The sequence below is a fragment of the Halorussus vallis genome, from assembly GCF_024138165.1.
Taxonomy (GTDB): Archaea; Halobacteriota; Halobacteria; order Halobacteriales; family Haladaptataceae; genus Halorussus; species Halorussus vallis.
In genome coordinates this window covers 644140-659117 of sequence record NZ_CP100000.1, presented here as the reverse complement: position 1 = coordinate 659117, position 14978 = coordinate 644140, and the positions used below count along the sequence as shown (strand labels likewise).

General features: G+C 67.7%; 19 protein-coding genes. 10 read left to right on the top strand and 9 right to left on the bottom strand.

Annotated features, from left to right (window positions below; all coding sequences use genetic code 11):
• The first annotated feature begins 38 nt into the window (after positions 1–38).
• Together paaK and NGM07_RS03565 are read left to right on the top strand one after the other, a co-directional pair.
• Positions 39–1325, top strand: coding sequence for a phenylacetate--CoA ligase PaaK (gene paaK / locus NGM07_RS03570; protein ID WP_253517199.1), 1287 nt, complete (start codon positions 39–41; stop codon positions 1323–1325).
• Positions 1326–1389: 64 nt separating this feature from the next.
• Positions 1390–1734, top strand: coding sequence for a DUF8070 family membrane protein (locus tag NGM07_RS03565; protein WP_253517194.1), 345 nt, complete (start codon positions 1390–1392; stop codon positions 1732–1734).
• 117 nt (positions 1735–1851) lie between these two features.
• On the opposite strand, the gene NGM07_RS03560 is transcribed toward NGM07_RS03565, so the two are convergent.
• A complete protein-coding gene (locus NGM07_RS03560) occupies positions 1852–3159 on the bottom strand; it encodes a DUF8130 domain-containing protein (protein WP_253517192.1) in 1308 nt (435 codons plus the stop codon).
• A 95-nt stretch (positions 3160–3254) separates the two neighbouring features.
• Entirely contained in the window at positions 3255–3398 is a 144-nt protein-coding gene (locus NGM07_RS03555; RefSeq protein WP_253517189.1) for a hypothetical protein, read from the bottom strand.
• Positions 3399–3561: 163 nt separating this feature from the next.
• Between NGM07_RS03555 and NGM07_RS03550 the strand changes: the two genes are divergently transcribed.
• On the top strand, positions 3562–3765 hold the full coding sequence (locus NGM07_RS03550) for a hypothetical protein (RefSeq protein WP_253517186.1): 204 nt from the start codon (positions 3562–3564) through the stop codon (positions 3763–3765).
• Position 3766: 1 nt separating this feature from the next.
• On the opposite strand, the gene paaI is transcribed toward NGM07_RS03550, so the two are convergent.
• Complete coding sequence (gene paaI, locus NGM07_RS03545; RefSeq protein ID WP_253517183.1) at positions 3767–4162, bottom strand: hydroxyphenylacetyl-CoA thioesterase PaaI; 396 nt, start codon at positions 4160–4162, stop codon at positions 3767–3769.
• Positions 4163–4589: 427 nt separating this feature from the next.
• Here paaI and NGM07_RS03540 point away from each other — a divergent pair, with 427 nt between their 5' ends.
• Complete coding sequence (locus tag NGM07_RS03540; protein WP_253517180.1) at positions 4590–5054, top strand: MaoC/PaaZ C-terminal domain-containing protein; 465 nt, start codon at positions 4590–4592, stop codon at positions 5052–5054.
• A 90-nt stretch (positions 5055–5144) separates the two neighbouring features.
• Positions 5145–6134, top strand: coding sequence for a zinc metalloprotease (locus tag NGM07_RS03535; protein WP_253517177.1), 990 nt, complete (start codon positions 5145–5147; stop codon positions 6132–6134).
• Positions 6135–6155: 21 nt separating this feature from the next.
• Here NGM07_RS03535 and NGM07_RS03530 read toward each other — a convergent pair whose 3' ends face one another.
• Together NGM07_RS03530 and NGM07_RS03525 are read right to left on the bottom strand one after the other, a co-directional pair.
• The gene (locus NGM07_RS03530) at positions 6156–6908 is read right to left on the bottom strand and encodes a hypothetical protein (protein ID WP_253517175.1); all 753 of its coding nucleotides are present in this window, start codon (positions 6906–6908) and stop codon (positions 6156–6158) included.
• Entirely contained in the window at positions 6908–7501 is a 594-nt protein-coding gene (locus NGM07_RS03525; RefSeq protein WP_253517173.1) for a LemA family protein, read from the bottom strand. The genes NGM07_RS03530 and NGM07_RS03525 overlap by 1 nt, the downstream gene beginning before the upstream one ends.
• Positions 7502–7642: 141 nt before the next feature.
• Between NGM07_RS03525 and NGM07_RS03520 the strand changes: the two genes are divergently transcribed.
• Both NGM07_RS03520 and NGM07_RS03515 read left to right on the top strand, forming a co-directional pair.
• On the top strand, positions 7643–8521 hold the full coding sequence (locus NGM07_RS03520; protein ID WP_253517172.1) for an amidohydrolase family protein: 879 nt from the start codon (positions 7643–7645) through the stop codon (positions 8519–8521).
• A 76-nt stretch (positions 8522–8597) separates the two neighbouring features.
• Positions 8598–9323 carry an SDR family NAD(P)-dependent oxidoreductase gene (locus NGM07_RS03515; RefSeq protein ID WP_253517162.1) on the top strand — a complete coding sequence of 242 codons (726 nt, stop codon included), beginning with the start codon at positions 8598–8600 and terminating at the stop codon, positions 9321–9323.
• A gap of 23 nt (positions 9324–9346) precedes the next feature.
• Here NGM07_RS03515 and NGM07_RS03510 read toward each other — a convergent pair whose 3' ends face one another.
• Positions 9347–10210, bottom strand: a complete 864-nt coding sequence (locus NGM07_RS03510) for a phosphatase PAP2 family protein (RefSeq protein ID WP_253517160.1) — start codon at positions 10208–10210, stop codon at positions 9347–9349.
• Between the two features lie 79 nt (positions 10211–10289).
• Positions 10290–11054, bottom strand: a complete 765-nt coding sequence (locus tag NGM07_RS03505; protein ID WP_253517159.1) for an enoyl-CoA hydratase/isomerase family protein — start codon at positions 11052–11054, stop codon at positions 10290–10292.
• Between the two features lie 691 nt (positions 11055–11745).
• Here NGM07_RS03505 and NGM07_RS03500 point away from each other — a divergent pair.
• Both NGM07_RS03500 and NGM07_RS03495 read left to right on the top strand, forming a co-directional pair.
• A complete protein-coding gene (locus NGM07_RS03500; RefSeq protein ID WP_253517156.1) occupies positions 11746–12129 on the top strand; it encodes a PaaI family thioesterase in 384 nt (127 codons plus the stop codon).
• 25 nt (positions 12130–12154) lie between these two features.
• Positions 12155–13534, top strand: a complete 1380-nt coding sequence (locus tag NGM07_RS03495) for a bifunctional metallophosphatase/5'-nucleotidase (protein ID WP_253517154.1) — start codon at positions 12155–12157, stop codon at positions 13532–13534.
• A gap of 53 nt (positions 13535–13587) precedes the next feature.
• Here NGM07_RS03495 and NGM07_RS03490 read toward each other — a convergent pair whose 3' ends face one another.
• On the bottom strand, positions 13588–13791 hold the full coding sequence (locus NGM07_RS03490; RefSeq protein WP_253517151.1) for a hypothetical protein: 204 nt from the start codon (positions 13789–13791) through the stop codon (positions 13588–13590).
• 179 nt (positions 13792–13970) lie between these two features.
• Here NGM07_RS03490 and NGM07_RS03485 point away from each other — a divergent pair, with 179 nt between their 5' ends.
• Positions 13971–14189 carry a hypothetical protein gene (locus tag NGM07_RS03485; RefSeq protein WP_253517148.1) on the top strand — a complete coding sequence of 73 codons (219 nt, stop codon included), beginning with the start codon at positions 13971–13973 and terminating at the stop codon, positions 14187–14189.
• 1 nt (position 14190) lies between these two features.
• Here NGM07_RS03485 and NGM07_RS03480 read toward each other — a convergent pair whose 3' ends face one another.
• Entirely contained in the window at positions 14191–14832 is a 642-nt protein-coding gene (locus tag NGM07_RS03480; RefSeq protein WP_253517145.1) for a helix-turn-helix domain-containing protein, read from the bottom strand.
• Positions 14833–14978 lie beyond the last annotated feature (146 nt).

The following is a 14978-nucleotide window of genomic DNA, read 5'->3' as shown; positions in this document are numbered from 1 at the left end:
AAACAGTTTTGATACCTTCTGACAAACCAACGGATAGCATGGCCTACAGCGAAATCGAGACGGCCTCCCGCGACGAACTCCGAAACCTCCAGGACGAACGACTCGCCGAGACGGTGCGGTACGCCTACGAGAACGTCGACTTCTACCGCGAGGCGCTCGACGAGGCGGGCGTCTCGCCCGACGATATCCGGAGCGTCGACGACGTCTCGAAGCTCCCGTTCACCCGCAAGGAGGACTTCCGCGAGGAGTATCCCGACGGCCTGTTCGCCGTGGACCACGAGGACGTGCGCCGAATCCACGCCTCCTCGGGCACCACCGGCAAGCCCAAAATCGTCGCCTACACCGAGGGCGACCTCAACGTCTGGAACGAGGTCATGGCCCGGTCGCTGTACGCCGCCGGCATCCGGGAGGACGACACCGTCCAGAACGCCTACGGCTACGGGCTGTTCACAGGCGGCCTAGGCTTCCACGACGGCGTCGAGGAACTGGGCGCCTGCGTCATCCCGACCGGCGGGGGCAACACCGCCCGCCAACTCGACATGCTCCGGGACCTGGACAGCGACGCGCTGGCCTGCACGCCCTCCTACTGCCTCTACGTCGCGGAGGCCGCCGAAGATAGGATGATAGACGTCCGGGACCTCCCGCTGTCGCGGGTCGTCATCGGCGCCGAACCGTTCACCGACCCGATGCGCGAGGAGATAGAGCGCGCGCTCGGCGTGACCGCGGTGGACGTCTACGGTCTCTCCGAGATCATCGGCCCGGGCGTCTCCATCGAGTGCGAGGACGCCCAGGAGGGCCTGCACGTCTGGGAGGACCACTTCTACCCCGAGGTCGTCGACCCCCAGACCGGCGAACCGTTGCCGGAGGGCGAGGAGGGTGAGCTCGTCCTGACGACCCTCACGAAGGAGGCTCTGCCCGTCCTGCGCTACCGGACCGGCGACATCACCTCGCTGAACTACGAGGAGTGCGAGTGCGGCCGGACCGCGGTCCGGATGGACAACGTGATGGGCCGGGCCGACGACCTGCTCATCGTCCGCGGGGTCAACGTCTACCCGAGCCAGATAGAGGAGGTCATGCTGGGGCTGGGCGACGTGGCGCCACACTACCGCATCGACCTCTACCGCGAGGACAACTTGGACCGGATGGAGATCACCGTCGAGCACCACGAGGGGCTGAAGGGGTCGCCCGAGGAACTCCGCGAGAAAATAGAGGGGAAGCTCCGGGAGGTCCTGGAGGTCAAACCCGACGAGGTCGAGGTGGTCGAACCGGGCGAACTCGAACGCACCGAGGTCGGGAAGGTCAAACGCGTCTACGACCACCGCTGAGCGGGGTCGGTCGTCTCACGGCGGACACAAAGCTTATCTCGCCGACGGAGAGTCGTCCAAAACCATGAACCTCGCTCCGCTCGCGCGACCGATGGCCGTCTACACCGGTCTGTGGGCGCTCGTCACGGTCGGCATCGCGTACTTCGCCACCCGGTCGGGACTGGTGATGCTTCTGCTCGCCGGGGCGGGCGTCCTCCTCGTCGTCCTCGGCGCCGCGACTACGGGTCCGGTGAGCGCCGCGGGAACCGGTAACGCCGAGTCCGCGGAAATCGGCGGGACGGTCGAAGGCATGCAACTTTCGCCGGGGTCGTCCGACATGCCGGTGCGCGAGAGGCTCCTGTTCTACGGACTCGGACTGCTCGGCTGGAGTCTCGCGGTACTGGGCGCGCTCGGGTCGTCGCTTCGGTAGACCCGACGCGATACCCTTGGCTACAGAATCGCTCGCAACGAACGATAGCCTGTCACGAGAACTATTCGCCGGCGCGGCCCGACGGGCCGCGCCGGCGAGCGAGTCGGTCGCACGGGCCTACGAGACGCGGAACGTCACGCGATACCTGAGCGTCCCGCCGTTTTCGGCGTCGACGCCGAGCGAATCCTCGACGACGTACTCGCCGCTCGGCAGGTCGGCGGGGAGTTCGAAGGTTCGAGTCGCCTCCTCGCCGGGGCCGAGTTTCGTGGCGAGGCCGATGTCGAGAATCGACGTCACCTCGCGGCCGTCGGTGTTGACGTACTGGCTCTCCTCGTAGGCGTCGGTCCAGAGGAGGCGTCGCTGCTTCCCGTCGGTGTCTCCCTTCGGGCGGAAGTGGAGCACGCCGAACGGTTTCGGCGCGCCGCAGGTGATTCGAACTTCGCTGTCGCCGTCGTTGCGGAGCGCGAGTCGGAGTTCGCCACCGCTCGCCGTCGTCGCGTCCGCGAACGCCGCCGAAACCGAGACGGGTAGTGACTCGCGTTTCTCGACGTAGGCCGTGTAGAAGGTCCCGTCGAGGTAGACGTACTCGTGGGCGTCGAGGTTCTCGATGAAACCGGCGGGCGCGTCGCCGAACCCGTAGGTCCCCGAGGCGTTCCCGGCCGCGCGGACCAGCCGTCGGGTTTCCGCGGAGGCGTTCGACGCGTTCCAGACCGACCCGCCGACGGCCTCGGATGTCGATATCTCCGCGGCGGAGACGGTGTACGGCGCCCCGGCGTCCTCGACGGTTACGGAGAAGTCGACGACTTCTCCGTGGTACTTCACGGCGTCGTAGGCGTCGAGGAACTTCCGGAGCGCGGGCCAGACGTAAGTGAGGTCGACCCCTCCCTTCTGGGCGATTCGGAGCAGTCCGCTGCTCACGACGCCGTCGTGGGTCACGGCCGCTTCGTACTCCTCGTAGGTGGCGACCGCCCCGGACACCGCGCTTTCGCCGACCGCCTTCGCCTCGATGGTCGTGGTCGGGAGCGTGTGGTTCAGTCGGTAGTACGCGCCGTCCCGGCGCACCATCGGAGTCCCGCCGGCGAACCTCGTCAGCCACTCGGGCGGGTTGTCGGTTTCGTAGCCGCCGTCGAGGGCGGCGTCCACGACCGCTCGCTCTCGGGACTTGAGGTCCGAGTAGGCGGTGACGCCGCCGCCCGGGTCGCTCCCCAGGTCGTTGAGTCGGATCACGTACTCGAACGTCTCGACGGATTCGACAGTCATGGCGGCGTCGCTGCCGGCTGGGTCGGACGTTCCGGCGGTCGAACCGTCGGTCGTCCGGGCGTCGCTCGCCAGCGCCGAATCGGGCGGGGCGTCGGTCGCACCGAGACAGCCGGCGCCGAGGACGCCGGCGGCGGCCAGCGAGTGGAGGAACGGGCGGCGCTTCATACCGGCTAACGAGTCGCCGGTACCAAAAGCGTGTGGATAACCGAAAGCGGCGTTTCAATCATCCGCGGCGCTCGCGGTATCGCCTGTCCGCTCCGTCACTGCCGGACGTAGAGGAGGATGGCACCCAGGACGAGGAAGCCGATTCCCCACCACACCGAGTCGCCGGGGAAGAAGTCGATGAGCAGTGTGACGATGCCCGAGGACACCAGCGACCAGCCGAGGGTCGTTCGATACGTCATACGGAGAAGAGGGGTCCCAGTCCCTTCACCTCACCGGCGGATTCGGGTTGACGGGGCCGCCGGGGGACACTCCCCGAACTGTTCGGCCGCGGCGCGGGCGAATCGAACTCGCGGGCGACGTGAGAGAAACCTTGATAACCCGGGTGTGGGACCGGACCACAAGATGGCCACAATCGAGGACGGCGACACCGTCCGCTGTTCGTTCCCGACCGGCGAGACGCTGGTCGGCACCGTGACCGACAAGGTCGAGGGAAACGTCTACGTGACCGCCAACGACGGAACCGGCGTCTACGAGTTCGAGCGGGACGCCGTGGTGCGTCTCGGCCCGGAGGGTAGTCCGGGGTCACCTGGAGGTAGGCAGCGGTAGCTCAGGGGAGGTACACCCGACCGCGGAAGGCGGCGACGCTGTCGCCGCCTTCCGCGGTGACGTCGACCCGGTAGGACGCGGTCCGCCCGCGCTCGTGGATTCGTTCGGCTTCGGCGGTCAACGTGTCGCCGACCTCGACCGCCTCGAAGTACGAGACGTTCGTCTCCATCGCCAGCGCCGCGTCACCCTCGGCGTTCGAGGCGGCCGCGAACGCGGCGTCGGCGAGCGAGTAGACGGCGCCGCCGTGGGGCGTTCCGTGGAAGTTCAGCAGGTCCTCGGTGACGACGAGTTCGGTCGTCGCGGTGCCCGGACCCAGGTCCGCGAGTTCGATGCCGAGCGTCTCGCAGAACGGGTCGGCGGCGATCTTCTTGCGCTGGTCGTCGGAGACGTCTGCCATGGGGTGACTTGGTCGCGCCTTCACTTATAAATCCGCGCTCGGTCGGGGTTTGGTGGTAGCGGGGAATCTCCGGAAGGAAGCCGGCACGCGCTGGCGCGGCCCTGTGCCGCGCCTTCGTCGTGCGAGGGATGAGCGAACGAGCGAAGCGAGTGAGCGAATCGGCTGGGGAGGCGTGTGGCGGTTGTGGTTGCGGTGCGGTCACTCAGTTGTGTCGTGCGAGTAGCGGTCGCGGTTACTGTTGTAGTTGCGGTTTCGTCTGTATCGTATGAGAACCAGAGGAGGATTTTCCGGAATGGTGTCCCCTCGAAGGTGCGTTCCCGTTTGTGAAAGCACGCCCGGAACACCGAATTCACCCCACGCGGAACGCACGCGCTGCCCGAACCTCGAATACCATAGAATTTTACCCCGACCGACAGAAGGAAGGAGTATGCCCTACAGCTACACGCCGCACCACTTCGAGGACTTCGAGGAGGGCCAGACCTTCGAGAGCGTGGGTCGCACCGTCACCGAGTACGACTTCGTCCAGCACTCGGCGTTCGCGGGCGACTGGACCGAACTCCACACCAACAAGGAGTACGCCGAAGACGAGTACTTCGGCGAGCGCGTCGCCCACGGCCCGATGACGTTCGTCCTCGCCACTGGGTTCGTCTATCGCTGTGGCTTCCTGGAGCGGACCGTCCTCGCCTTCCTCGGGATGAACTACATGGACATCCCGAACCCCGTCTACATGGACGACACTATCAGCCTCGACATGGAAGTCGTCGAGAAGAAGGACATCAGCAGTCGGGACGACTCCGGCCTGGTCGTCATCGACACCGTGATGACCAACCAGGAGGACACCGTCGTCTTCGAGGGCGACATGAAGTTCCTCATCAAGAAGAAGGAAGCGTAGTTCCGCCGACCGACGGTCCCGACTTCTCGTTCTCAGACATGATAGCGTCCGAAACAAAGTAGTCCCGGAGCCGTGTCGTCCTCGACAGACATGTCACTCTTACCTCACGGCGCGCCGCGCGTCGCCGTCGTCCCGGTCGGCGGCCCGTCGGAGACGGCGGTCCGGTGTGCGGGCGACACGCTCGAACGGGAACTGGGCGTCGCGTCGACGGTCTTCGAATCGCAGTCCACTCCGGACCCGGAGCACGACGGCGGTCCAGTCGAGGCGGACAACCTGTTCGCGCGAACCGCCGACCCGGTGGGAGAGGACTTCGACCTCGCTATCGGCGTCACCGACGTCCCAGTCCGGACCGCCGACCAGTTCGGACTCTTCGGCGTGACGAACAGGGGCGGACGGCTCGCCGTCGTCTCGACGGACCGCGTTCTCGACGGGGAGTCGTTCGACGACGAGGCCCGCCGTCGGCTGGCGAAACTCTGCCTCTACGCGGTCGGCGGCCTGTTCGGCTTCGAAACCCACGACGGCTGCGTGATGCAGTCGGCGAACATGCTCGCGGAACTCGACGACCGCCCGGCGACGTTCTGCGACGACTGCACCCGGCGACTCGCCGACCCCGACACCGCCCCCGAACCGCCGAAGTGGCGCGTCGTGACGACAGAACTCGAGGAGTTCCGGACGGCCCGGCGGTGGGCCGAGGGCGACGTTCGTCTCGCCGAGTACCCCATCATCGCGCTCGGGTGGCTCGTCGTCACGCTCGAACGCGTTGGGTCGGCGTTGACGAGCGTGACGGACCTGTCGGTCCCGCGGTCGGTGCGGGCGTTCGTCCACGAGTCTTACCGGACGATACGGTTCTGGGTCCTCGTCCTGACGTACTTCGCGACGTTCGTCCTCGTCGTCGCCGGCGGCTTTCGCGGGTACGAGGCCGTCACCGGGAGCGCCCCGTCCGACGTCGTGACGTGGGGCGTCGCGATTCTCGGACTGCCGGTCGCGCTGGTGGTCCACCTCGTCGTACGCGGTATTGCGGCCGGACTCTTCGTCGGCGCCGCGGAGGGAACGCGCGAGGGACTGCGCGCAGAGGAGTGAGAGCGACCGCGACGACCCGAATCACGCGCCGAGGAACAACTGGGCGAACCCCGAGAGCCAGAGGAACCCGCCCAGACCGAGCGTCGACACGACCACGCCGGTCGTGGCGGCCTTCCCGAGCGCGTACCGGCGCTCGCTCCGGAGGTCCTCCCGCGACTTGTTCGAGAGGAACCCCGACTCGCCCCCGGTCAGCACGACCGCTTTCTCGTCGCCGTCGGTTGGTTTTTCGTCCGGGCGGACACGGCCGTAGGCGTACACCTCGTCGCCGGGTCGGAGGTACGCGTACTCGACGGTCCGGTCGCGGCGCATCCCCCTGTCGGGGAGGTCGCGCGTCTCGTGGAAGTCGCGCGCCCGCGCCGGAATCTCGTCGTAGCTCTTGAACGCGAACGACTCGGTTCGGTCGTCGGTCAGGTCGAACGCGAAGTCGCTCGGGTCGAGTCGGATGCTTCCGTCGCCGTCGTCTACCTCGCACGGAACGTGGTCGCGCTCCTCGTGGACGGCCGTGGCGTCGGTGCTATCGGAGACGCTGACCTCGTAACAGACGCAGTACCCCTCGCCCACCGGCACGGTCGTCGGCGAACCTCGCGGACGTATCGTCCCGGCCACCGCCGCTTCGCCGACGGCGACGGCGTCGAGCGACGCGACCGGCACGTCCACGAGCGCGTTGAACTCCCGCCACTCGCGGAAGCCGTCCCTGACGAGGCCGACGCCGACCAGGACGGCGCCGCCGGAGACGACGAGGAAACCGAGGTAGACGACGTATCCGAACACCATCAGTCGTCGGCGGACGGCGACAGTCGCTCGCTCACGTCGATGCCGTCGCGGGCGTCCGCCGACGCGACGAACGGAATCCGGCGGTCGAACCCGCGGTAGTCGGCGACGTACCGCTCGGGCAGTCGCTGGAGTCGGGCGTTGTACGTGCCCACGGCGTCGTTGTACTGCTCGCGCCGCGTCTCGATGCGACTCTCGAGCGTCCGGATGCTGTCGGTGAGTTCGTCGAACCGCTCGTTGGAGGCGAGTTCGGGGTACTCCCCGGAGAGCGCGTACACCTCGTCGAGGGAGTCCTGCATCGCGACGACCGCCTCGGTCGCCTGCTCGGGGCGCTGTGCCTCGACGACCCGCTCGCGGGCGTCCATCACGTCCTGCAGTAGTTCGCGCTCGTGGGAGACGTGTTCGCGCGTCACGTCGACGAGGTTGCCGACCTCCTCGGCACGTCGTTCGAGCAACACGTCGACGTCGCTCCAGGCCTTCTCGCATCGCTCGCGGGCCTCAACGAGGTTGTTGTGCGCGGACCCGAGATACTTGACGACGCTGTAGACCGCCAGCAGTGCGGCGAACAGCACCAGCACTGTCGTGAATCCGACCATGACTACCGTTCTCTGTAGACCGACACTACTTGAATATCCGTGATGGTGACACGTACGAATACGGATAGATAGGTCCGAGGTTTCGTCCGCGGGATGGTACGAATCGGCGGTATTTTTCCTCGGGGCCGCGTACACCGGGTCATGGCACTCGACGTCGTCGCCGACCACGAGGACGACTACCCGATCATCGACACCCACTGCCACCAGCCGACAGAGGAGTTCCTCCACGACGCCGGCGGGCAGATGATGCGGGACGCCGCGAACAAGTTCGGCGCGACGATGGAGACCGACACCTACGACAACCTCATCGAGGAGTACCACGACTGCGGCATCGGCAGGGCAGTGCTGCTGGGGTGGGACGCCGAGACGAACACCGGCAACCCGCCCGTGCCCAACGACTACGTGGCGGAAGTTCGCGACGAGTACGATGACTTCTTCGTCGGGTTCGCCAGCGTCGACCCGCTGAAGGACGACTGCGTCGAGGAGGCCGAACGCGCGGTGAAGGACCTCGACCTCTCGGGGTTCAAGTTCCAGCAGATCGCCCAGGGCTTCGACCCGAGCGACCCCGAGCACGAGGACCTCTGGGACACCATCGAGAGCCTCGGCGTCCCGTGCGTCTTCCACGGCGGTAACTCCACGCTCGGGGCAGGCGCGCCGGGCGGCCGCGGCCTGAAGATCAAGTACGGAAATCCGATGCTGATAGACGACGTGGCGGCCGAACACCCCGACCTGCAAATTCTGCTCGCCCACCCCGCCTTCCCGTGGGAGAAGGAGCAACTCGCCATCTGCCAGCAGAAGGGCAACGTCTCGATGGACCTCTCGGGGTGGATGCCCCGGTACATCGACGACCAGGTTCTCCACTACGCGAAGAGTCTGCTCCAGGACAAGGTGATGTTCGGCACCGACTACCCGATGATTTCGCCCGGGAAGTGGCTCGACCAGTTCGAGGAACTCGACTTCCCCGAGGAGGTCCAGCGCAAGATTCTGTGGGAGAACGCCGAGGAGTTCCTCGGGCTCTGAGTCGTCGGTGATTCCTTTCGACGCGTTTCGCCCCGGTCACCCAACGTTTAGCACGCCGCCGACCGACGGTCCGGACGTGACGAAACGCGCCATCGTGGTCGGTGCCTCCTCGGGCATCGGGGCGGCGCTGGCCCGCGAACTCGCGGCGGAGGGGTACGAGGTCGGCCTCGTCGCGCGGCGACTCGACCGACTGAAAGCCCTCGGCGAGGAGCTACCGACGAAGAGCTACGTCGCCAGAATCGACGTCGCCGAGACCGAGGAGGCCATGGACCGTCTCCGACGACTCCTCGACGCGATGCACGGGGCGGACCTGATAGTGCTGAACGCGGGCGTCGGCATCGAGAACGAGGCGCTCGACTGGGAACCCGAGCGCCAAACCATCGACGTGAACGTTCGGGGGTTCGCCGCGATGGCCAACGTGGCGATGCGCCACTTCGAGGAACGCGGGGCGGGCCACCTCGTCGGCGTCTCGTCGGTCGCCGGGCGGTTCGGCAACGGCGCGGTGCCGGCCTACAGCGCCTCGAAGGCGTTCGTCTCGAACTACCTCGACGGCCTGCGGTACCGCGCGGCCGGCCGGGACGCCGAGGTCGTCGTCGCCGACATGATTCCGGGCTACGTCGACACCGAGATGGCGACCAACGAGGGTCGGTTCTGGGAGGTGTCGGCCGAGGTCGCGGCCGCACAGATTGCGGCGGCCATCCGGAAGGAGAAGGCCCGTGCTTACGTCCCGCGGCGGTGGCGCGCGGTCGCGCTGTTCCTGGACGCGATGCCCGACGCGTTCTTCCGGCGGCTGTTCGCTTGACGGCTCGAGGCTCCGTGAACCACCTATCCGTCGACGTTCGCGGTGCGGCGCGAGTCGCGTCGCGCTCCGACGAGGCGGTCGACGGCGTGGGGCGACGCCAGGACGGCCGCCAACAGCAGGGCGTTGAGCGGGAACACCACCCGAGGGGGCAGTTCCATCACGGTGGCAGCGTACGCCAACCCGCCGAGGATCGGCAGGAAACCGCCGAGCAGTACGATTCGACTGCGGAGCGACTCGACCGGCGGGACCGGACCGAGCCGGTCCCAGGTCAGGGCGGCGCCGAACGCTCCCCCGAAGACGGCCGCGCCGTCGTGGCTCGCGCCGCTGATGACGAACGCGGCCGCGCCCGTCGCCACCGCCAGCACGAAGGCTGGCTTCGGGTCGTGTTCGGTCAGCCAGAACGCGGCCGCGAGGAAGAGCACGCCGACGGCCATCCCCGCGACCACGTCCCGGACGTAGTGGACCCCGAGGACGACCCGCGACAGCGAGACGAGGGTGACGAGCGCGCCGGCGACCGCGAACCGCGAGCGCTTCGACCCCAGCTTCAGGTCGTACGCCAGAATGCCGTAGCCGACGGTCGCGCCAGTCGCGTGCCCGCTCGGGAAGCTGAATCCCGATATCGGGATGGCGTTGACGGCCGGCGGCGGACGCGGCGCGTCGAAGAGGGTCTTGAGGGCGGTGACGACCGCCATCCCGCCGACGGCGAGTCCGAGTGCGTGGGCGCCTCGCTCGTGGTCGCGGAACCAGTAGTCGAGGACGAACACCACCAGGAAGAACAGCGGATTGCCGAGCCGGGTGATGGCGACGAACACTGGAAGCAACGCCGGCGGAATCGCTTCGCGGATCGCGTCGCCGAGCTGGTGGCCGATCACCTGACGCGGAGTCATCGTCGGACGTAGTGGCGTGAACCCCTTGGGCGTGGTGGGGGCTCGGTGGAACGTCGCGGAGTGCAGCGGGTCGTCACCGTCACTCGAACTCGGGCTCTCGGCCCTCCAGGAAGGCCGCGACGCCCTCCTCGTGCTCGGGGGTGTCGTAGGCCTGCGACTGGACCACGTTCTCGTAGTCGAGTGCCTCGCGCCAGCCCCGGCCCAGGTTCTCGTGGATGGCGCGCTTTGCGAGGCAGATGGTCCGCGTCGGCCGCTTTCGCAGGGTGTCGAGCAGGTCCGCGACCGCTGCGTCGAGTTCGTCGTCCGGGACGGCCTCGTCGATGAGTCCCATCTCGGCGGCCTCGGCCGCGCCGAAGAACTCCCCGGTGAACGCGAGTCGCTTGGCGGTTCGAAGCCCCACGAGGCGCGGCAGGATGAACGTCCCGCCCGTGTCGGGGATGAGGCCGACGCGGACGAACGCGCAACTGAACGTCGCCGACTCGGCGGCGTAGGCGAAGTCGCTGACGGCCGCGACCGCGAGGCCCGCGCCCACCGCGTCGCCGTTGACCTTCGCGACGACGGGGACGCGCGCCGAGAGGGTTTCTTCGACGACACGACCGAACGTCTCGGTGACTCGTTGGTAGGCGTCGTCGGCCGTCTCCTCGCGCTCGGCCATCGCCTGGATGTCCCCGCCCGCGGAGAAGGCGTCGCCCTCGCCGGTCAGGACCACGGCGTCGTGCTCACCGGGGTCGCAGTCGGCGATGGTGTCTGCCAGTTCCTCGGCGACGTCGAGGTCGAAGGCGTTCATCACTTCCGGGCGGTCGAAGGTGACGGTGCGGACGCCGTCCTCGTCGGTGACGTGCATGCCTTCAGGGTTTCGGGCTATCGGGATAAGGATATCTGACCGATGGAATCGATGATTTCGAGACGGTGGGTTTCTCGAACGTTTCTACCTGTTCGTGATGAGTTTCAGTGGAAACAGGTGACGTGAACGTCTCGAAAGCCCCCGCCCGCTCGCGGTCGCTGGCCGGGATATTCGCGCCTCGCTGACGCTCGGCGAGAATAGTGCCCGCCCAGACGACCACGCAAGCGCGAGCGGGCGGCCCCTTTCATCCACCCGACCAGCAACGCCACCGCAAACCACACGCCTCCCCAGCCGATTCGCTCACTCGCGCCTGCCGGCGCTCGTTCGGTCATCCCTCGCGCAACGAGGGCGCGACACGAGGTCGCGCCAGTGCGCGCCGTGACCCCAATTCGGTATCGCTTATCTCCATAGTCCCCTCGGCGCGCGCGGTCGCCGCTTTATGCGGCGACAATCTCGTGCGAGGGATGACTGAGCGCCCGCAGGGCGCGACGGAATCGGCTGGGGAGGGCGTGGCTGTCGCGGTGGGGTTACTCATTTGATTCGTGCAAGTCGCGGTCTGCGTTGTCGATGTATCGCCGAGAGACTGCGACGACGTGAATGAAAGTGATTCTGTTCTACAGTGCGGTCCGTTTCTCGGACTTCACCCTCCGAAGAAGTACCCTTATACTGCTACCGAATGCAAGTCACCGGTATGGACGTAGAGGAGTTCTTCGAGGAGATGCCGTTCGCCGACCTGCTCGGCGTCGAGGTCACCGACGTCGCCGACGGCCACGCCGAGGGCCGAATCGAGATGCGCGAGGAGCTCTCGTGGAACGCCGACCGGATGATGGCCCACGGCGGAGTCACGTTCACGCTCGCCGACACGGTGGGCGGCGCGGCGCTGGTTTCGCTGGTCGACCAGCCCGTACCGACCATCGACATGCGCATCGACTACCTCGAAGCCGGCACCGGCGACCTGCGGGCGGAAGCCGACGTGGTCCGGTGTGGGAGCGACGTGGGCGTCGTCGACGTGACGGTGTCGGCCGAGGACGGCACCGAAGTCGCCGACGCTCGCGGCGTGTACAAGACGGGGTAGCGCCCCGGTCCCCGACAGACGACGCATGCGACTCCTCCACTACTCCGACATCGAGAACGTCTACGACCGTCCGGAGCGCGCGGGACGGCTCGCCGGTCTCCTGGAGGCTTACCGGGACGACGAAACCATCGTCGTCGGCACCGGCGACGACCTCGGTCCGAGCGTGCTGTCGATGGAGACCGACGGCCGCCAGTCGCTGGACTTCTTCCGCGCCGTCGCCCCCGACGTCGAGACGTTCGGCAACCACGACTTCGACTACGGCCTTGACGCGACTCGGAAAATCGTCCGGGAGTCCCCGCAGGTGTGGACCAGCGCGAATGTCAGAGAGAGTGCCGAAACCGCGAGGGAGACGGCGGACGAGGTTCGCGTCGGCGAACGGTTCGCCGACGCCGCTCCGACGACGGTCGTCGAGCGCGGCGGCGAGTCGGTCGGGTTCGCGGGCGTGACCGACCCCGAGTCGTCGGTCCCCGACTCGCTGACCGTGACCGACCCCGTCGAGGCGGTCCGGGAGGCGACCGACGACTTGCGGGACCGGGGCGTCGACCGGGTCGTCGCGCTCGCCCACGTCCCCGACCGACGCCTGCGCGACGTCGCGGCCGTCCCCGGCGTCGACGCCGTACTGGCGGGCCACGTCCACGGCGAGCGCCGCGACCGAATCGAGGGGACGCTCGTCGTCCGGCCGGGCGCGAACGGCCGGGTCGTCTGGGAGGTCGAACTCGGCGAGACGGTCGAAGCCGCGCGACTCGAAACCGCCGACGCCCCGGTGGACGAGACGGTCGCCGAGCGACTCCGCGACCGGATGGCGGCGACCGGACTCGCCGAGGTCGTCGGACGTGCGACGGTGCCTATCGAACGCGAACGTCGGGAGTGGTTCGCCGGGGAGCGCCGCGTCACCAACTTCGTGGCCGACGCGTACCGCTGGGCGACCGGCGCCGACGCGAGTTTCTTCGACGCCGCGATGCTGAGGGAGGGGCCGCCGCTCTCGGGCGAGGTGACCGTCGCCGACCTCCGCGGCCTCGCGCCGTTCGCGGCGGACCTCCGCGTCGCGTCGGTGTCGGGCGAGACGCTCGGGACGCTCGTCGAAGAGGCCGTGCTCACCGACGAACGCGCCGACCGGGTTGCCGGCGAGGAGTTATGGTGGGGCCACTTCGCCGGAATGGCAGTCGTCTGGGACCGCGACGCGGAGGCGGTCCGGGAGATTCGCGTCGATGGCGAACCGCTGGACCCCGAGGCCGAGTACTCGCTGGCGACCACCGGGTACGTCCTCTGGTCCGACGAGTTTCCGGCCGTCTCGCTGGCGGACGCCGAGGAGGCCTGGGGCGTCCAGTACGACGCGTTGGTCGAGTATGCCAGGGCGGTCGGCGTACGGGCCGAACTCGACGGGCGAATCGAGGTCGCGGAGTAGCGTCTCGTCGTTCCGTTTTCGTGCGTGTCGAACGACTTGCGGGTGGTTACGGACTATCGGTTTCCGTCGAACAGGTCCGAGAAGGCGTCGTACGCGAGGAGGAGCGCCGCACCCCCGCCAACGAGAATTCCTATCGTTCCGCCGTTCTGGAGGACGAGCGCGGCGAGCAGGAAGGCGACGAGTTTGAGCGTTCGGTGGAGGTTCCGGAGGGTCCGGTGGACGCCCGCGGGCGCAGATTCGGGGTCGGACGGAGACATACCTCCTGCGTTCGGCCAACGTTACAAGAGTCTAACTACTGGACGTCGGTTCCCGGCCTACCCGACCTGTCCGACCTGTTTCGACGTGAGTCCAACGGACGAGACACACCGGATACGTCGAAGGCGAAGGTGATAGTTCTTCCACAACTTACTTCGAGGTACCGCGAGTCGCCCCGACCATGGACGACGCCCTCCGGAAGCGACTCGACGCCATCGTCGCCCTGCTCGCGGCCATCGCGTTGCTTCTCGTCGGAGTCGTCGCCGCGGTCGGTGGCCTGCAGTACCTCGCGACGCTGGTCGTCGTGGGGTTTCTCGCGAGTCTCCTCGGTTTGGAGGCGTGGAACGCCCACCTCGAACGGGAGGACGACTCGGACTCGTCCGAAGAGGCGCCGAACTAGTCTACCCGAACACCTGCCCGAACAGCTTCGACTCGCCGCGCCGCAGACGCTCCAAGAACGCCGACTTGCTGATTCCCAACTCCTCGGCCACTTCCTTGGCGGTGGCGCCCTTCGGCACCTCGAAGTAGCCCATCGCCAGCGCGGTCCGGAGCGCCGACTCCTGGGCCGGCGTCACGTCCCAGCGCTGGGCGACCGCCTCGTCGTCCTCGCCGCCGAGCGGGAAGACGCGTTCGAGCGAGACGCCGACCGTCTCGGCGGCGGCTTCGAGGACGCCCTGGAGCACGTCGTGGCCGACCACCGCGCCGGCGTGGCGCTCGGTGCCGTGGCGGTACTGGAGCGACTCGGCCATGAACCCCGCGTCGGTGAGTCGGTGGACCACGCAGGGGTGTTTCGAGAGACACCGGAAGTTGGCTCGGCTGTCGGTCCGAGAGACGTGGAGGTAGCGGATGCGGTCGTCGGCGTCGAGCGCGGCCGCGAGTTCGTCGGCGTCGTCGCCGGCGCTGAATCGGAGCAAGGCGTTGTCGTCGTGGCGGAGTTGCGGGGGTCGGGCGTCGACGGTGGTTCCGGTTTCGCGGGTCGCCTCCGCGAGCGGGCAGTCGTCGCCAGTGACGGAGAACTCGACGACCAGACACTCGTCTATCATCGCTCTGGATGTTCGACCGTGGAGCTGTTCTCGTGGAGATCCGCATCGCCGAGAACGTTGGGACTGCCTCGAAAGCCCCCGCCCGCTCGCGGTCGCTCCGCGGGATATTCGGTGCTCGCCGTCGGCGAGCACCGAATAGTGGCCCG

Coding starts and splice junctions, on each gene's coding strand:
- NGM07_RS03485 (WP_253517148.1), top strand. CDS start 13,971: ATGGACGACGCCCTCCGGAAGCGACTCGACGCCATCGTCGCCCTGCTC.
- NGM07_RS03535 (WP_253517177.1), top strand. CDS start 5,145: ATGTCACTCTTACCTCACGGCGCGCCGCGCGTCGCCGTCGTCCCGGTC.
- NGM07_RS03565 (WP_253517194.1), top strand. CDS start 1,390: ATGAACCTCGCTCCGCTCGCGCGACCGATGGCCGTCTACACCGGTCTG.
- NGM07_RS03495 (WP_253517154.1), top strand. CDS start 12,155: ATGCGACTCCTCCACTACTCCGACATCGAGAACGTCTACGACCGTCCG.
- NGM07_RS03525 (WP_253517173.1), bottom strand. CDS start 7,501: ATGGTCGGATTCACGACAGTGCTGGTGCTGTTCGCCGCACTGCTGGCG.
- NGM07_RS03500 (WP_253517156.1), top strand. CDS start 11,746: ATGGACGTAGAGGAGTTCTTCGAGGAGATGCCGTTCGCCGACCTGCTC.
- NGM07_RS03505 (WP_253517159.1), bottom strand. CDS start 11,054: ATGCACGTCACCGACGAGGACGGCGTCCGCACCGTCACCTTCGACCGC.
- NGM07_RS03540 (WP_253517180.1), top strand. CDS start 4,590: ATGCCCTACAGCTACACGCCGCACCACTTCGAGGACTTCGAGGAGGGC.
- NGM07_RS03530 (WP_253517175.1), bottom strand. CDS start 6,908: ATGGTGTTCGGATACGTCGTCTACCTCGGTTTCCTCGTCGTCTCCGGC.
- NGM07_RS03480 (WP_253517145.1), bottom strand. CDS start 14,832: ATGATAGACGAGTGTCTGGTCGTCGAGTTCTCCGTCACTGGCGACGAC.
- paaI (WP_253517183.1), bottom strand. CDS start 4,162: ATGGCAGACGTCTCCGACGACCAGCGCAAGAAGATCGCCGCCGACCCG.
- NGM07_RS03555 (WP_253517189.1), bottom strand. CDS start 3,398: ATGACGTATCGAACGACCCTCGGCTGGTCGCTGGTGTCCTCGGGCATC.
- NGM07_RS03520 (WP_253517172.1), top strand. CDS start 7,643: ATGGCACTCGACGTCGTCGCCGACCACGAGGACGACTACCCGATCATC.
- NGM07_RS03550 (WP_253517186.1), top strand. CDS start 3,562: ATGGCCACAATCGAGGACGGCGACACCGTCCGCTGTTCGTTCCCGACC.
- NGM07_RS03560 (WP_253517192.1), bottom strand. CDS start 3,159: ATGAAGCGCCGCCCGTTCCTCCACTCGCTGGCCGCCGCCGGCGTCCTC.
- NGM07_RS03510 (WP_253517160.1), bottom strand. CDS start 10,210: ATGACTCCGCGTCAGGTGATCGGCCACCAGCTCGGCGACGCGATCCGC.
- NGM07_RS03490 (WP_253517151.1), bottom strand. CDS start 13,791: ATGTCTCCGTCCGACCCCGAATCTGCGCCCGCGGGCGTCCACCGGACC.
- paaK (WP_253517199.1), top strand. CDS start 39: ATGGCCTACAGCGAAATCGAGACGGCCTCCCGCGACGAACTCCGAAAC.